This is a genomic window from Burkholderia sp. MSMB1072 (genome assembly GCF_001524725.1).
GTDB lineage: Bacteria > Pseudomonadota > Gammaproteobacteria > Burkholderiales > Burkholderiaceae > Burkholderia.
In genome coordinates this window covers 151,258-165,567 of the sequence record NZ_LOYC01000047.1, presented here as the reverse complement: position 1 = coordinate 165,567, position 14,310 = coordinate 151,258, and the positions used below count along the sequence as shown (strand labels likewise).

Here is a 14,310-nt window from a genome sequence, read left to right as displayed (position 1 = left end):
CCATGCGACTGCTTATTCTTCCCCTCGTCCTCGCGCTGTCGGCCTGCTCGCTCACGCCGACGCTGGTCAAACCCTCGATGCCGGTGCCGACGGCCTACACGGCCGCCGCTGCCGCCGATCTCCACGCGAACGCCGCCGATCTCGGCTGGCGCACGATGTTCGGCGACCGTCGCCTGCAGCGCCTGATCGAGCTCGCGCTCGACAACAACCGCGACCTGCGCGTGGCGGCGCTGAACGTCGAGGCCGCCGAAGCGCAGTACGGCATCCAGCGCGCCGCGCGTCTGCCGTCGATCGGCGCCGGCGCGAACTTCACGCGCCAGCGCACGTCGGACGACACGCAGTCGAATCCACCGCTGTTCGGCACGACGCAAAACCAGTACGGCGTGAACGTCGGTATCAGCGCGTTCGAGATCGACCTGTTCGGCCGCGTGAAGTCGCAATCGGATGCCGCGTTCGCGCGCTATCTGGCAACCGATCACGGCCGCCGCGCGGTGCAGATCTCGCTCGTCGGCGGCGTGGCGGACGCGTACTTCGCCGAACGCCTCGCGCACGAGCAGCGTCAGTTGTCCGAGCGCACGCTCGCCGACTGGCGACAATCGCTCGATCTCGCGCGCCGCCTGAAGGAAGCGCATCAGGCGAGCGGCGTCGACATCGCGCAGGCCGAAGGCCAGGTCGCGAGCGCGACGGCCGACCTCGAAGCGCGCACGCGCGCCGTCGAGCAGGCGCGCAACGCGCTGCGCCTGCTGGTCGGCGCCGAGCTGCCCAAGGATCTGCCCGAGCCGATGCCGCTTCAGCAGCAACCGGTGATGACGCAATTGCCGGCCGGCCTGCCGTCCGAGCTGCTGTTCCGTCGCCCGGATATCCAGCAGGCCGAACAAAATCTCGTCGCCGCGAATGCGGACATCGGCGCCGCGCGCGCCGCGTTCTTTCCGCGCCTGTCGTTGACGTCGTCGATCGGTTTCCTCAGCCCCGCGATGGGCAGCCTGTTCGACGGCGGCCAGCGCGTGTGGAGCTTCGCGCCGCAGGTCACGGTGCCGATCTTCCAGGGTGGCCGGCTGCGTTCCGAGCTGCGTCTCGCGCAAGTGCGCAAGTCCAGCGCGATCGCCGAATACGAACGCGCGATCCAGGCCGCGTTCAGCGAAGTAGCCGACGGCATCGCCGGGCGCGAAACCTTCGGCCGCCAGATCGACGCGCAGACGCGCGTGGTCGCTTCGGCCGAACGCCGCACCGACCTGTCGAACCTGCGCTATCGCGCGGGTGTCGAGGGGCGGCTGGAGTTGCTCGATTCGCAGCGGCAGCTCTATGCGGCACGGCAGACGCTGCTCGACCTGCGCCGCGACGAGCTCGGCAATGCCGTTGCGCTGTACAAGGCGCTCGGCGGCGGTCTGACGGACCAGGACGTCGCACCGTCGAAGCGCCTAGCGCAGAACTGAACGAACGACGCCGTTGCGCCCCGTGCGGCAGCGTGGCGCAACGGCGTGCCCCGGCCCGGCCACGGGCCGCCCCGACTGTTCGACATCGCACGGTACATCCCATGACGAATTCCCTGATACTGATCGCGGAAGACGAGCCCGACATCTCGGACATCCTCGATGCATACCTGAAGCACGACGGCTTTCGCACCTACCGCGTCGCCGACGGGCAAGCGGCGCTCGACGTGCAGCCGCGCCTGAAGCCCGACCTGATTCTGCTCGACGTGAAGATGCCGCAGAAAAACGGCTGGGACGTGCTCGCCGAGTTGCGACGGCGCGACAATACGCCCGTTGTCGTCGTCACCGCGTTCGATCGCGACCTCGACCGGCTGCAGGCCCTGCACGCCGGCGCGGACGACTACATCGTCAAACCGTTCAACCCGGCCGAAGTCGTCGCGCGGTTGCGCGCGATCCTGCGCCGCTCCGCCGCGCCGCCGACCACGCGCATGCTGCGCGTCGGCGACCTCGAGGTCGACACCGACAGCTATCTGGCCCGCGTGCGCACGGCGGGCACCGAGGTGCCGATCACGCTGACGCTGACGGAGTTCCGGCTGCTCGCGCACCTGGCGAGATCGCCGAGCCGCGTATTCACGCGCGGCGAGTTGCTCGACGCGTGCATGGCCGACGTGAGCGCACTGGAGCGCACGGTCGACAGCCACATCTGCAGGCTGCGCAAGAAACTCGAACAGGCCGGCGCACCTGGCATGCCGGAAGTGATGCGCGGCGTCGGCTACCGGCTGCGAGGCGTGCGGTGACGTTGTCGGCACGGCCCGGCCGGCAGATCGGGCGGGCGTTCGGCCTCGCCGCGAGCGTCGTCGTGCTGCTCGCCTGCACCGTCGCGTTCTTCGTCCACGCACTGCATGCGCCGGCCGCGTTGCTGCGCGACGCGACGGCCGACGTCATGCTCCGCAGTGCGTCCACTTACCTGGTGCCGGCGACGGCACTGTTCGTCTGCCTGCTGGCCGCCGCGTTCGACCTGCTCAGGCTGATCCACCGTATGCTCGCGACGCTCGACGCCATGGCGGACACCGCTGCCCGGACCGTCGCCGGCGATCCGTCGGCGCGCACGGTTTCCCGTGCCGGCTGTCCGGCCGACCTGTCGCGCTTCATCGAGCATTTCAATGCGATGACTCATTCAATGAAACCTGCGAATTCATCCGATGCGACGGCCACCTTCGCCGGCAACAGTCGCGTCACGCGCACCCGGCTCGCCGAACTCGAAACTCGGCTCGACGCCATCAGGACGCTCGCCACCGATGCCGACGCGTCCTCGCGCGATGCGCTGCTTCGGCATGTCGACGCGCTGTTCCGGATCGTCGACGACCGTCAGGCCACCGAACGACAGGCCCCGCCGATTCGAGCATTTCCTCGATAACGACTGGCCATTGCAACACGCGTCGGAAAGGATCGGCGAGTCGCTTTCGGCATTACCTGCGTTGCCGGTTTCGAACATTACAAAATACCGCCGATCTTTTCAAAATCATTGCGCTTTATCAGCTTTAACTTTGTTTCATATAATCAAAAAAAGTTTGACATCATACTTTCGTTCTTGATACCGTCCGATGCAAGCAATCCGACGGATTGCCTGCCACGCAAACGATTCCGCTCCACGTTTTTTTCGCTTCCGCTGCACCGAAGTACGCGCCGCCGAATGATGCGTTCGCCCGCCGGCGCGTGCAGCATCCCGATGCATTTCACTGGACGGCTGCCATCCGGCAGCGGGCCGAAGGATCGAATCAAATGAGCAGGACAACGAAGCTGTTGCTCTAGCATTCCCGCCCGCGCCGAATTCGGCGCGACTGCGCCGCCTTGCGGCGCAGCCTTTCCGTTACCGCGTTTTTCGTATTTCGCCCCCGGAGAAAAAACCGCTTTCCGGATCGGGCGAAAGGCCCTGTCGCGTCCGTGCCACCCGCCCGCATGCGACAGAAAGCGGCGGTGCATGACCCGCACCGCTGTCGACCATCGTTGTTCGTGCCGTTCGTTGTTCAACCGGAGGGGTAATTCAAATGAATCAGGTTGCAAACAAGAAACAAAAGCACATTCGCACCGTCAATCTCGCACTCGCCGCCGCGGCCGCAGCCGCGTCGTTCGGCATGGCGACCGCCCATGCCGCGCCCGCGGCCGGCTGGACGGAAACGCGCACCAAGGGCTTCCTGCCGCTCGTGCAGCAGAACGAAGCCGGCACGGCCGGCGCGCCCGCGGCGAGCACGGCTGCCGCAGCCGCAGCCGCGATCGACATGGCGCCCGGCGAATCGGTGGACATCGTGCTCGGGCTGAACCTGCGCAACGAAGCACAGCTCGACCAGTACCTGCGCGACCTGCATACGCCCGGTTCGCCGCACTACCGGCAGTTCCTGACGCCTGCACAATTCGCCGCGCAATATGCGCCGACCGACCAGCAGGTCGCGTCCGTCGTCGCGCATCTGCGCAAGGCCGGCTTCGTGAATATCGTGGTCGCGCCGAACCGGCTGCTGGTCTCCGCGTCCGGCACCGCGGGAACCGTCCAGTCCGCGTTCCGCACGACCCTCAAGCGCTTCACGCGCAACGGCCGCAGCGTTTATGCAAATACCGACGCCGCGCAAGTGCCGAACGCGATCGGCAACATCGTCGGCGCGGTGCTCGGCCTGCAGAACGTCGAGCTCATGCATACGGGCGCGGGCGGCAAGCCGCAAGGCAACACCAGCAACCTGACGATCCCGGCCGGCGCGTCGGCGGTGCCGCACAACCCGACCGAATTCTCGTCGATCTACGGCGGCGACGGCACGCCGACGGCCTCGCAGACCACGGTCGGCATCATCTCCGAAGGCGATCTGTCGCAAACGGTGAGCGACCTCAATACGTTCGCCGCGAACAACGGCCTCGGCACGATCAGCAGCAGCATCGTGAAGACGGGCCCGGCCGGCAGTTCGTACACCGACACCGACGGCACCGTCGAATGGAACCTCGACAGCCAGTCGATCGTCGGCACGGCCGGCGGCAGCGTGAAGCAGGTCGTGTTCTATACCGCGCCGTCGATGACGCTCACCGCGATCACGGCCGCGTACAACAAGGCCGTGACCGACAACGTCGCGAAAGTGATCAACGTATCGCTCGGCGTATGCGAATCGTCCGCGTACAGCACCGGCTCGCAGGCCACCGACGACACCATCTTCAAGCAGGCGGTCGCGCAAGGGCAAACCTTCTCGGTTTCCGCCGGCGACCACGGCGCGTACGAATGCGCGAGCGGCACGCCGTCGCGTTCGACCTACACGGTGAGCGAGCCGGCCACGTCGCCGTACGTGATCGCGGTGGGCGGCACGACGCTGTTCACCAATACGTCGACCAATGCGTACAACAGCGAAATCGTCTGGAACGATCCGAGCTGGCAGCCGGGCACCGTATGGTCGACGGGCGGCGGCTACAGCAAGTACGAGGCCGCGCCGACGTGGCAGTCGTCGACCCTCACCGGCTCGACCAAGCGCGCGCTCCCCGACGTCGGCTTCGACGCCGACCTGCGCACGGGCGCGATTCTCGTCGTGAACGGCCAGACGTCCGACACGCTGTGGGGTTCGGGCTACCTGAACAACGAAGGCGGCACGAGCCTCGCCGCGCCGATCTTCACGGGCATCTGGGCGCGGCTGCAGTCGGCCAACAACAATACGCTCGGGTTCCCCGCGTCGAGCATCTACAAGTACTTCCCGAGCAACGCGGCGCTGCTGCACGACGTCACGTCCGGCAACAACGGCAGCGGCACTTACGGCTACAAGGCGAAGGCAGGCTGGGATGCGACGACGGGCTTCGGCAGCGTGAACATCTCGAAGCTGAACGCGTTCATCCAGAGCACGTCGGATTTCGCGCGCTGACGAGCCATTGACCGAACCGGATGCGCAAGCGCGACGTCTCGTACGCAACCGCATCCGACGGCCCGCGAAGGCTGCGCAACCTTCGCGGGTCCTCTGCGAGCCGTGCCGTCTCGCCTCTTCCGATGCGGCCTCGTCGCGCCGCTCAATCGGCCCAGTTCCGGACATAATCCGGCACCGGCACGTTACCGTCGGCATGCACCGGCGCGCCGCGCGTCGTCTTCAACGGCAAGATCCCGGCCCAGACCGCCAGCCCGAGATCCTCTTCCTTGTCGGACGGCAGCGAATCGCTGATTTTCACGGCCGCTTCCGCCATCGAAATCCGCAGCACGCCGGTCGCATTGATTTCCTTCGAATTGCCCGGCCGCGCTTCGTGCTTGCGGCCCGGCGCGATCTTGTCCATCAATGCATCCAGCGCGGCGAGTTTTTCCTCCCTGCCTTCCACCACGTCGAACTGCCCGTAGATCACCGCGGATCGATAATTCATCGAATGATTGAACGCGGACCTGGCCAGCACGAGGCCGTCCAGCAGCGTCATCGCGACGCAAGCCTGCGCGCCGGCCGACAGCGCCTTGATCATCCGGCTGCCGTTGGACCCGTGGATATAGAACTCGTCGCCCTTTCTCCAGTGCGCGGTTGGGATGCAGTGCGTGTTCTGCCCATCGCCGAACGCGATGTGACAGACGTACGCGTCGTCCACGATGCGGTAGAGCATCGTGCGATCGTGGCTCGCCAGCTCGGGCAGGCGGCGAACCGTCGTACGTGGCGTGGAAGAGAGAGGAGTCCGGTCGTTCATAGATCTGTAGTGCGAAATGAATGGTATCGGCATCGTGCCGTATCCGGGCGTGAGCGCGCGGTTGTCCGACCCATCGACAGTCGCTTGCCGAATCGAGCAAAATACGCGCGTATCGCAAAGCCGCGCCGATCGCCAAGAATGCGCGTGCACCGGCCTGCCCCGCGAGAACATGAACGATACGATGCGCGCGGCATCTTCGAAAGAACCAGCACAAGGAAAATTTCTGGAACCAGCCCATGGATCTCGCGCTGCTCATCTCATCGCTTTCCAGACAGGACGGCGCGACGACACATAGCCAGCAAGAAGCCCTCTACCGGAGCCTGCGCGACATGCTGCTGGACGGGCACCTGCCGCCCGGCACGCGGCTCGCGTCGACGCGCGTGCTCGCGGCCGAACTTGGCATCGCGCGCAATTCCGCGGTCTATGCGTACGAGCGCCTGGCCGAGGAAGGCTTCGTCGCGGCCACGCGCAACGGCACGATCACGTTATGGGACGGATGCAGCCAGCCGAGCGCCGTCCATGAGGACGGCCCTGCACCGGTTCACCTGTCGGCGCGCGTGCAGGGGCTGGAGAACGCCGACCCCGAGCCCGAACGCATGCTGCCGTTCGTTCCCGGCCTCCCTTCCCTCGACGAATTCCCGGTTGCCCAGTGGCGCCGGTGCATCGAGCGTGCATGGAAGACCATCACGCCCGCCCGGCTCGCGTACGGGCCGGTCGAAGGGCTACCCGAACTGCGGCGCGCGGTGGCCGCGCACATTCGCGTCTCGCGCGGCGTGCGCTGCGACACGGGCCAGGTATTCATCACCGACGGCACGCAGAGCAGCCTCGAACTCTGCGCGCGCATGCTCGCGAATCCCGGCGACTACGGCTGGCTCGAGAATCCTTGCTACAACGGCGCGAGGACCGCATTCCGGTCGACCGGCCTGAATCCCGTGCCGATCGAGGTCGATCGCGAAGGCATGGCGCCGACCGACGAGCAGTGGCGCACCCGCCCGCCGCGGCTGATCTACACGACACCGTCGCACCAGTACCCGCTCGGCGCGCTGATGAGCCCCCGGCGACGCGCGGCGCTCGTCGAGCGCGCCCGCGCATGCGGCGCGTGGATCATCGAGGACGACTACGACAGCGAATTCCGTCACGGCGGCCAGCCGCTGCCCGCGATCCAGGGCCTGCATGCCGATGCCCCGGTGTGCTATCTCGGCACGTTCAGCAAGACGATGTTTCCCGCTCTTCGGCTCGGTTTCATGGTGGTGCCGCAGGTGCTCGTCGAGCGCTTCACCGACACGCTGCGCGAACTCGTCCATCGCGGTCACTCGGCCGACCAACTGGCGATGGCCGAATTCATCGACAGCGGCCTGTTTGCGCGGCATCTCCGGAAGATGCGGGCGCTCTACGCCGCCCGGCGCAGCAGCCTCGAAGCGGCGCTCGCGCGCCATCTCGGCACGTCGCTGCGCGTGCGGGAAAGCCCGGGCGGCATGCATCTTTCCGCGGATCTCGCGGTGCCGCTGCGCGATACCGACGTCGCGCGTGCCGCAGCTGCCCACGGCTTGCTGCTGCAACCGTTGAGCCACTACTGCATCGGCGACGGCCACCGCGGCGACGGCCGCCGGTACAACGGCTTCGTCCTCGGCTATTCAGGGCTGAGCGACACGACGATCGAGACGGCGGCAATACAATTCGCCGACATCATCGACCGGCACCGCCGCGCGCGGCGCTGAACGTCGCTCACAGTTGCGATTCGATCGGAAACAGCCCGAGAAACCACACTTCCATGCGCCGCGGGATGGATACCTCCGGCTCGTGATCGATCTCGGTGATCTTCCCGTCCGCGTCCGTCTGAATCCACTTGAGCCGCCCTCTGCCGGCCGGATCGGTTCTCGCCTCGACACGCCATGCAATCTGGTCGAGCCGCGCCTCCAGATCGTTGGCGACCTGCGACGCAATCGCCGGGCTCTCGCAGTAAACGCCGATCTCCGTATTGAGGTTCAGCGAGCGCGGATCGAGATTCATCGACCCGATGAAGATGCTCGTGTGATCGAACACGTAGGTCTTGGCGTGCAGCGACGCGCGCGACGAGCCGACGATGACCTGCTTCGAAATGCTCTTGTCGCCCGATGGCCGGCGCTCGTAAAGCCGCACGCCCGCGTTCACCAGATCGCTTCGATAGCGCCGGTAGCCGGCATGCACGGCCGCCACGTCGGTCGACGCGAGCGAATTGGTCAGCACCGTCACGCGCACGCCGCTCGCCACGAGCGCGCGCAACCGCGCGACCACCTCCTTGCCCGGCACGAAATACGGCGACACGATCAGCAGGTCGTGCCGGGGCTGCAACGCAAGCGCGCGCAACTGCGGCATCAGGTGCCCGTCGCTGTCCTTCGGCGCGTGCGCGATCTTCGACGGATCGTCGTACAACACCGTCGCATGCCCCCACGACAACTCCGTGCCCTGCCCGTGGACGATCCGGTCGAGTCGCTGCCGGGCCTCGAGCACGTACGGATTGTCCTCCATGGCCCTCAGGTAGTCGCGCAACCGCTCGCGTTCGCGATCGAGCCCGCCCGGCGCCGCATCGTGCCCGACCAGCGTATCGATCGGATACGCATACGGCGAATTCCAGAACGTATCGAATTCCGTCGAGATGTCCTTCACGACCGGGCCGTGAACGACGACGTCGAGATCGCCGAACTCCAGCATCGACGATGCGCCGAAATATTCGTCGCCGATATTGCGGCCGCCGACGATCGCCGCCTGGTTGTCCGCGATCATCGCCTTGTTGTGCATGCGCCGGTTGACGCGCGAGAACTCGAACACGGTGCCGATCTTCTTGAACCGGCGCGTGGCCACCGGATTGAACAACCGGATCTCGATGTTCGGATGCGAGCTGATCTCGAGCAGCTTGCGGTCGTCCGCGTTGGTGCCGAGATCGTCGAGCAGCGCGCGCACGCGCACGCCGCGATCGGCCGCGCGAATGATCGCATCGGCCAGTTCGTGCCCGGTCAGGTCGTCGTGCCAGATGTAGTACTGCAGGTCGAGCGAGCGGTCGGCACGGTCGGCGAGCAACACGCGCGCATCCAGCGCATCGACCGGATCGGTCAGCAAATGGAACGCGTCCTGCCCCGGATGGGCAGCGGCCTGCTGCTGGAACGCAACGCCCAGCCGCGTATTGTCCGTATCGGTGAATGCATGCGTCGGCGCGCGATCGGCCTGCGACGGCAGGCTCGCGCACGCAACGAGCATCAGCAACGACAGAATCGCACCCCACGAACGCAGCATGATCATGTTGGCCGCCCCCAAGGTCGGGCGAAGTCGGATTGTGATTGTTCTGGCTTCCGGCTGCCGGACGAAGCGCGGCACGGGTCCACGGTACGCGCGCTGCGGACCAGCGTGCGACCGGATCGCGCTACAGCATACTTCGATTGATATCGGGGCGGCACGCTTTCGGTGTTTCCGCGGTGGCGAAGATGCGACATGCAGCGTCGGCACGAACGCGTTCAATACGTTCGACACATTCAGGCGGCGCACCAAAGAAAAACCCGCGACGCCGTGCGGCATCGCGGGTTTCGAGGCTTCCCCGGACAACCGTGGAAGCGAATCTGGTGGGCCCCCCGGGAGTCGAACCCGGCACCAACGAATTATGAGTTCGCTGCTCTAACCAAGCATGAGCTAGGGGCCCAGACGAGAAGCAAAGCGTGCTACACGCCACCCCGACAACGAGGCCGGGCCGGCATTGTAACAACAAAGACGACAAAGGGAACGAACGCCACCGGCATCATGCGGATACCGGCGGCGTTCGCGGCACGGAGGCTGGAAATCAGTTCCCTTCGAGGAACGACTTCAGCTTGTCGGAACGGCTCGGGTGACGCAGCTTTCGCAGCGCCTTGGCCTCGATCTGACGGATGCGCTCGCGCGTGACGTCGAACTGCTTGCCGACTTCCTCGAGCGTGTGATCGGTGCTCATCTCGATACCGAAACGCATCCGCAGCACCTTCGCCTCGCGCGGCGTCAGCGAATCGAGCACGTCCTTCACGACGTCGCGCATGCTGGCATGCAGCGCGGCATCCGCCGGCGCGACCGTGTTGGTGTCCTCGATGAAGTCGCCGAGATGGGAATCGTCGTCGTCACCGATCGGCGTTTCCATCGAGATCGGCTCCTTCGCGATCTTCATGATCTTGCGGATCTTGTCTTCCGGCATCTCCATCTTTTCGGCGAGCGTGGCCGGATCCGGCTCGAGGCCGGTTTCCTGCAGGATCTGCCGCGAGATGCGGTTCATCTTGTTGATCGTCTCGATCATGTGAACCGGAATACGGATCGTGCGCGCCTGGTCGGCGATCGAGCGCGTGATGGCCTGACGGATCCACCACGTCGCATAGGTCGAGAACTTGTAGCCGCGACGGTATTCGAACTTGTCCACCGCCTTCATCAGGCCGATGTTGCCTTCCTGGATCAGGTCGAGGAACTGCAGGCCGCGGTTCGTGTACTTCTTCGCGATCGAGATCACGAGACGCAGGTTGGCCTCGGTCATTTCGCGCTTCGCCTGACGCGCCTTCAGTTCGCCGGCCGCCATCTGGCGGTTGGTTTCCTTCAGGTCCTTCAGCGGCAGCACGACGCGCGCCTGCAGGTCGAGCAGACGCTGCTGCTGTTCGCGGATCGCCGGAACGTTACGCGACAGCACCGCGCTGTACGGATGGCCTTCCGCGGCGATCTTCTCGGCCCAGTCGAGATCCGTCTCGTTGCCCGGGAAGCGCGCGATGAATTCCGAGCGCGGCATGCCGCACTTGTCGACGACGATGTGCAGGATCTGACGCTCGACCTGGCGCACTTCGTCCACCTGCGCACGCAGCGTGTCGCACAGGCGTTCGACGGTGCGCGCGGTGAAGCGGATCGTCATCAGCTCGCTCTGGATCGTTTCCTGCGCCTTCAGGTAGGCCTTCGACTTGTAGCCTTCCTTCTCGAACGCGCGGCGCATCTTGTCGAACCACTCGCTGATCTGCGCGAACTTCTCGAGCGACGCGCGCTTGAGGGCTTCGAGCTGGGCGGCGTTGGCCGATGCCTGCGCGGCACCGTCGTCTTCCTCCTCTTCCTCTTCTTCCTCTTCCTCTTCGGCTTCCTCGTCCTCGTTCTCGATGGCTTCCGCTTCCTTCGCGGAGAAGCCGTCCGTATCGGTGGAGTCCGAAGCATTCGGATCGAGCAGGCCGTCGACGAGCTCGTCGACGCGGATCTCTTCGTTCGCGACGCGTTCGGCCATCGCGAGGATGTCGGCGATCGTGGTCGGGCACGCGGAGATGGCCATCACCATGTGGCGCAGGCCGTCCTCGATCCGCTTCGCGATCTCGATTTCGCCTTCGCGCGTGAGCAGCTCGACGGTGCCCATCTCGCGCATGTACATCCGGACCGGATCGGTCGTACGGCCGAATTCCGAATCGACGGTGGACAGCGCGACTTCCGCTTCCTCTTCGACTTCATCGTCCGACGACGCGGCGGGCGCGTTGTCGTTCAGGAGCAGCGTTTCCGCGTCCGGCGCCTGCTCGTATACCGCCACGCCCATGTCGTTGAACGTGCCGATGATGCCCTCGAGGGCTTCGGTCTCGGTGAAGTTGTCCGGCAGGTGGTCGTTGATTTCGGCGTACGTGAGGAAGCCGCGCTCCTTGCCGAGCTTGATCAGCGCGCGCAGCTTCACGCGGCGCTCTTCGAGCTCCTCGGCCGTGCCCGGCGTGCTCGTCGCGAACGCTTCCTTCAGCAGCGCCTTTTCCTTGGCGCGACGATCGCGCACCTTGGATTTGCCCGGTGCAGCCGCGGCTGCGGGCTGCTCGTCGCTCTGATTTGCGTCGTCTTCGACGGATACTTCGTTCAGCTTTTTGGTCATGGAGTTCGCCGTACCGGCTATATCGACTCGCGGCTGCTGGACGACAGCCGGTTGAACCGTGGGTGCATGAGTAGTACGTACTGCCGTTTCGTCCGCGTCGGCAGTCGTGTCCCTTGCGCTTTTCGCACTTGCCCGCTTCGCCGCCGGCTTGGCCGGCCCGGAGTCGGGTCTGGCGGCAGCCCGTGTTCTGGCTGCCGGCGCCGGCGCAGCCTGAGCAGTGCCGGCCGCGGTTTTCTTTCCCGCAGGAGCTGACGTGGCTGAAGACGTTGTCCTGGCGGAAGAAGCAGACTTGGCCGCTGTGACCTTCTTGGTCGGCTCCGTCGAGCCCTTGCCTGTTGCTTTCTTTCCGCCTGTCGTCTTTGCCATCGCGATTCTCGCCTCTGCTTGGAAAACAAACCGCTGGAAACCTTATATTATAGCACGCTGGGGAACCCTCTCTAAGCGCCCCGGCCGCCTACAGCCCGAGCCGACGCTTCATGTCGGTTCGCTGCTGGTTCAATTCCGTCAATTCGGCCAATTCCTCGGGGGTGAAGGTGGATTGCCGCGCCAGCCTGTCCAGCCGGTCGCAGCAGGCGTCATAGCGCATCTTGAGCACTGCCGCCTGCAGCTCCTCCCCCGCAATCCGCTCCTGCTCACGCTGCCGCTCGGGCACCGTCTCGTCTTCCGGATTCTGTAACAGCAAATCGCGGACGTTTTCATCATAGTCCAGAATTTCGCGGAAGATTTCCTCGTAAGTCGCCGCGTTCGAGGACGTCCTCAGGACATCCGACAGCAGCCGGAACTCCGCGCCGTCGCCCAGCGCACGCGCATGATCGACGACTTCCGCGAACAGCTCGCCGATGCGCGGCAGCGCACGCAGGGTCGCAATCTGTTCGTCGTCGAGCTGCGATGCGACGCGCGGATGCATCACCAGCGTGCGCAACGCGCGCTTTTCGCTGTCCGTCACGCGGCGCCGCTCGCTGCGTGCAGGCGCCTGGCGCGGCGCCGCCGCGATACGCGTATCGACGTCCGACAGCGCCGCGACCTCTTCGAACGGGATGTCGAGGCGATCGGCGAACATGTGCATGATCTGCGCGCGCAACGCGTTCGCAGGCAGCGCCTGCAACAGCGGCTTCGCATCGAACAGCGCCTTCGCGCGGCCTTCCGGCTGATCGAGCGCCTTGCCGGCGATTGCTTCGTTCAACAGAAATTGGGACAGCGGCATCGCGCGCTCGACCTGCTCGGAGAACGCGTCCGCGCCGAACTCGCGCACGTAGCTGTCCGGATCGTGCTCGGTCGGCAGGAAAAGGAACCGGATCGTGCGGTTGTCGCCTGCATGCGGCAGGCATGCTTCGAGCGCGCGCCGGGCCGCGCGCCGCCCGGCCGAATCGCCGTCGAAACTGAAAATGACGGTGTCGGTCTGACGCAGCAGCTTCTGCACGTGAATCGGCGTGCACGCGGTGCCGAGCGTCGCGACCGCGTTCGGAAACCCGAGCTGTGCGAGCGCGACGACGTCCATGTAGCCCTCGACGACCAGCACGTACTTGCGCTCGCGAATCGCGAGCCGCGCCTCGAACAGCCCGTACAGCTCGCTGCCCTTGTTGAACAGCGGCGTTTCCGGCGAGTTCAGGTACTTCGGTTCGCCGCTGCCGAGCACGCGGCCGCCGAAACCGATCACCTGCCCCTTCACGTTGCGGATCGGAAACATGATCCGCTCGCGGAACCGGTCGTAGCGGCGCGCAACGCCCTGCGCATCGGTTTTCTCGCTGACGATCACGAGCCCCGCCTCGACGAGCGACTCGTCGCGATAGTCGGGGAACGCGGCCTCGAGGTTCTGCCAGCCGTCCGGCGCATAGCCGAGACCGAAGCGTGCGGCGATCTCGCCGGTCAGCCCCCGGTTCTTCAGGTACTGGATCGCGACGGTCGCGCCGCGCAACTGCTTGCGGTAGTAGTCGCACGCGGCCGTCATCGCGTCGGACAGCGCGGTCGCCACCGATTTCGAAACGGGCGCCGGATAGTCGCCGCCCCCGCCTGCCCCCCCACCGCCGCCGCGCATCGACGGCTCGTGCGGCACGGTCAGGCCGACGGATTGCGCGAGCTCCTGCACGGCTTCCGGGAATGTGAGCCCCGCGTGTTCCATCAAGAAGCCGATCGCAGTGCCGTGCGCGCCGCAACCGAAGCAGTGATAGAACTGCTTGGTCGGGCTAACGGTAAACGACGGGCTCTTCTCGTTATGGAACGGGCACAGCCCCATGAAATTGGCGCCGCCCTTCTTGAGCTGCACGTACCGGCCCACCACGTCGACGATATCGACGCGGTTCAGCAAATCCTGCAGGAACGAATGCGGAATCACCGTGGGATCGA

10 protein-coding genes and 1 tRNA gene are annotated in these 14,310 nt (G+C 65.7%); 5 read left to right on the top strand and 6 right to left on the bottom strand.

The annotated features are described in order from the left end of the window. Nucleotides 1-2 precede the first annotated feature (2 nt). The 3 genes from WS89_RS23830 (at nucleotide 3) to WS89_RS23820 (ending at nucleotide 2,847) form a co-directional block, all read left to right on the top strand. Complete coding sequence (locus WS89_RS23830) at nucleotides 3-1,433, top strand: efflux transporter outer membrane subunit (RefSeq protein WP_059793895.1); 1,431 nt, start codon at nucleotides 3-5, stop codon at nucleotides 1,431-1,433. A gap of 101 nt (nucleotides 1,434-1,534) precedes the next feature. Continuing rightward, nucleotides 1,535-2,227, top strand: coding sequence for a response regulator (locus WS89_RS23825; protein ID WP_059501193.1), 693 nt, complete (start codon nucleotides 1,535-1,537; stop codon nucleotides 2,225-2,227). A 62-nt stretch (nucleotides 2,228-2,289) separates the two neighbouring features. After that, a complete protein-coding gene (locus WS89_RS23820; RefSeq protein WP_257128216.1) occupies nucleotides 2,290-2,847 on the top strand; it encodes a histidine kinase in 558 nt (185 codons plus the stop codon). Between the two features lie 143 nt (nucleotides 2,848-2,990). Here the strand turns inward: WS89_RS23820 and WS89_RS33975 are convergent, their stop codons facing one another. Further along, nucleotides 2,991-3,413 carry a hypothetical protein gene (locus WS89_RS33975; RefSeq protein WP_156440606.1) on the bottom strand — a complete coding sequence of 141 codons (423 nt, stop codon included), beginning with the start codon at nucleotides 3,411-3,413 and terminating at the stop codon, nucleotides 2,991-2,993. Between the two features lie 65 nt (nucleotides 3,414-3,478). Between WS89_RS33975 and WS89_RS23815 the strand changes: the two genes are divergently transcribed. After that, nucleotides 3,479-5,314 carry a S53 family peptidase gene (locus tag WS89_RS23815; protein ID WP_059793892.1) on the top strand — a complete coding sequence of 612 codons (1,836 nt, stop codon included), beginning with the start codon at nucleotides 3,479-3,481 and terminating at the stop codon, nucleotides 5,312-5,314. 142 nt (nucleotides 5,315-5,456) lie between these two features. Here WS89_RS23815 and WS89_RS23810 read toward each other — a convergent pair whose 3' ends face one another. Beyond that, complete coding sequence (locus tag WS89_RS23810; RefSeq protein ID WP_059793890.1) at nucleotides 5,457-6,107, bottom strand: pyridoxamine 5'-phosphate oxidase family protein; 651 nt, start codon at nucleotides 6,105-6,107, stop codon at nucleotides 5,457-5,459. A gap of 236 nt (nucleotides 6,108-6,343) precedes the next feature. On the opposite strand from WS89_RS23810, the gene pdxR reads away from it, so the two are divergent. Further along, entirely contained in the window at nucleotides 6,344-7,825 is a 1,482-nt protein-coding gene (gene pdxR, locus WS89_RS23805) for a MocR-like pyridoxine biosynthesis transcription factor PdxR (RefSeq protein WP_059793888.1), read from the top strand. A 7-nt stretch (nucleotides 7,826-7,832) separates the two neighbouring features. Here the strand turns inward: pdxR and WS89_RS23800 are convergent, their stop codons facing one another. The 4 genes from WS89_RS23800 to dnaG all read right to left on the bottom strand — a co-directional run bounded on the left by WS89_RS23800 (nucleotide 7,833) and on the right by dnaG (nucleotide 14,299). Then, a complete protein-coding gene (locus WS89_RS23800; RefSeq protein WP_059793887.1) occupies nucleotides 7,833-9,383 on the bottom strand; it encodes a phospholipase D family protein in 1,551 nt (516 codons plus the stop codon). A 315-nt stretch (nucleotides 9,384-9,698) separates the two neighbouring features. Then, nucleotides 9,699-9,777: transfer RNA gene (locus WS89_RS23795), tRNA-Ile, on the bottom strand. A 138-nt stretch (nucleotides 9,778-9,915) separates the two neighbouring features. Beyond that, the gene (rpoD, locus tag WS89_RS23790; RefSeq protein ID WP_080747667.1) at nucleotides 9,916-12,333 is read right to left on the bottom strand and encodes an RNA polymerase sigma factor RpoD; all 2,418 of its coding nucleotides are present in this window, start codon (nucleotides 12,331-12,333) and stop codon (nucleotides 9,916-9,918) included. Nucleotides 12,334-12,421: 88 nt separating this feature from the next. Then, the gene (gene dnaG / locus WS89_RS23785) at nucleotides 12,422-14,299 is read right to left on the bottom strand and encodes a DNA primase (RefSeq protein ID WP_059793965.1); all 1,878 of its coding nucleotides are present in this window, start codon (nucleotides 14,297-14,299) and stop codon (nucleotides 12,422-12,424) included. Nucleotides 14,300-14,310: the final 11 nt, after the last annotated feature.

What these genes read in the sequence shown, in the direction of transcription:
- WS89_RS23830 (WP_059793895.1), top strand. Translation starts at nt 3, where the DNA reads ATGCGACTGCTTATTCTTCCCCTCGTCCTCGCGCTGTCGGCCTGCTCG.
- WS89_RS23825 (WP_059501193.1), top strand. Translation starts at nt 1,535, where the DNA reads ATGACGAATTCCCTGATACTGATCGCGGAAGACGAGCCCGACATCTCG.
- WS89_RS33975 (WP_156440606.1), bottom strand. Translation starts at nt 3,413, where the DNA reads ATGCACCGCCGCTTTCTGTCGCATGCGGGCGGGTGGCACGGACGCGAC.
- WS89_RS23815 (WP_059793892.1), top strand. Translation starts at nt 3,479, where the DNA reads ATGAATCAGGTTGCAAACAAGAAACAAAAGCACATTCGCACCGTCAAT.
- WS89_RS23810 (WP_059793890.1), bottom strand. Translation starts at nt 6,107, where the DNA reads ATGAACGACCGGACTCCTCTCTCTTCCACGCCACGTACGACGGTTCGC.
- pdxR (WP_059793888.1), top strand. Translation starts at nt 6,344, where the DNA reads ATGGATCTCGCGCTGCTCATCTCATCGCTTTCCAGACAGGACGGCGCG.
- WS89_RS23800 (WP_059793887.1), bottom strand. Translation starts at nt 9,383, where the DNA reads ATGATCATGCTGCGTTCGTGGGGTGCGATTCTGTCGTTGCTGATGCTC.
- rpoD (WP_080747667.1), bottom strand. Translation starts at nt 12,333, where the DNA reads ATGGCAAAGACGACAGGCGGAAAGAAAGCAACAGGCAAGGGCTCGACG.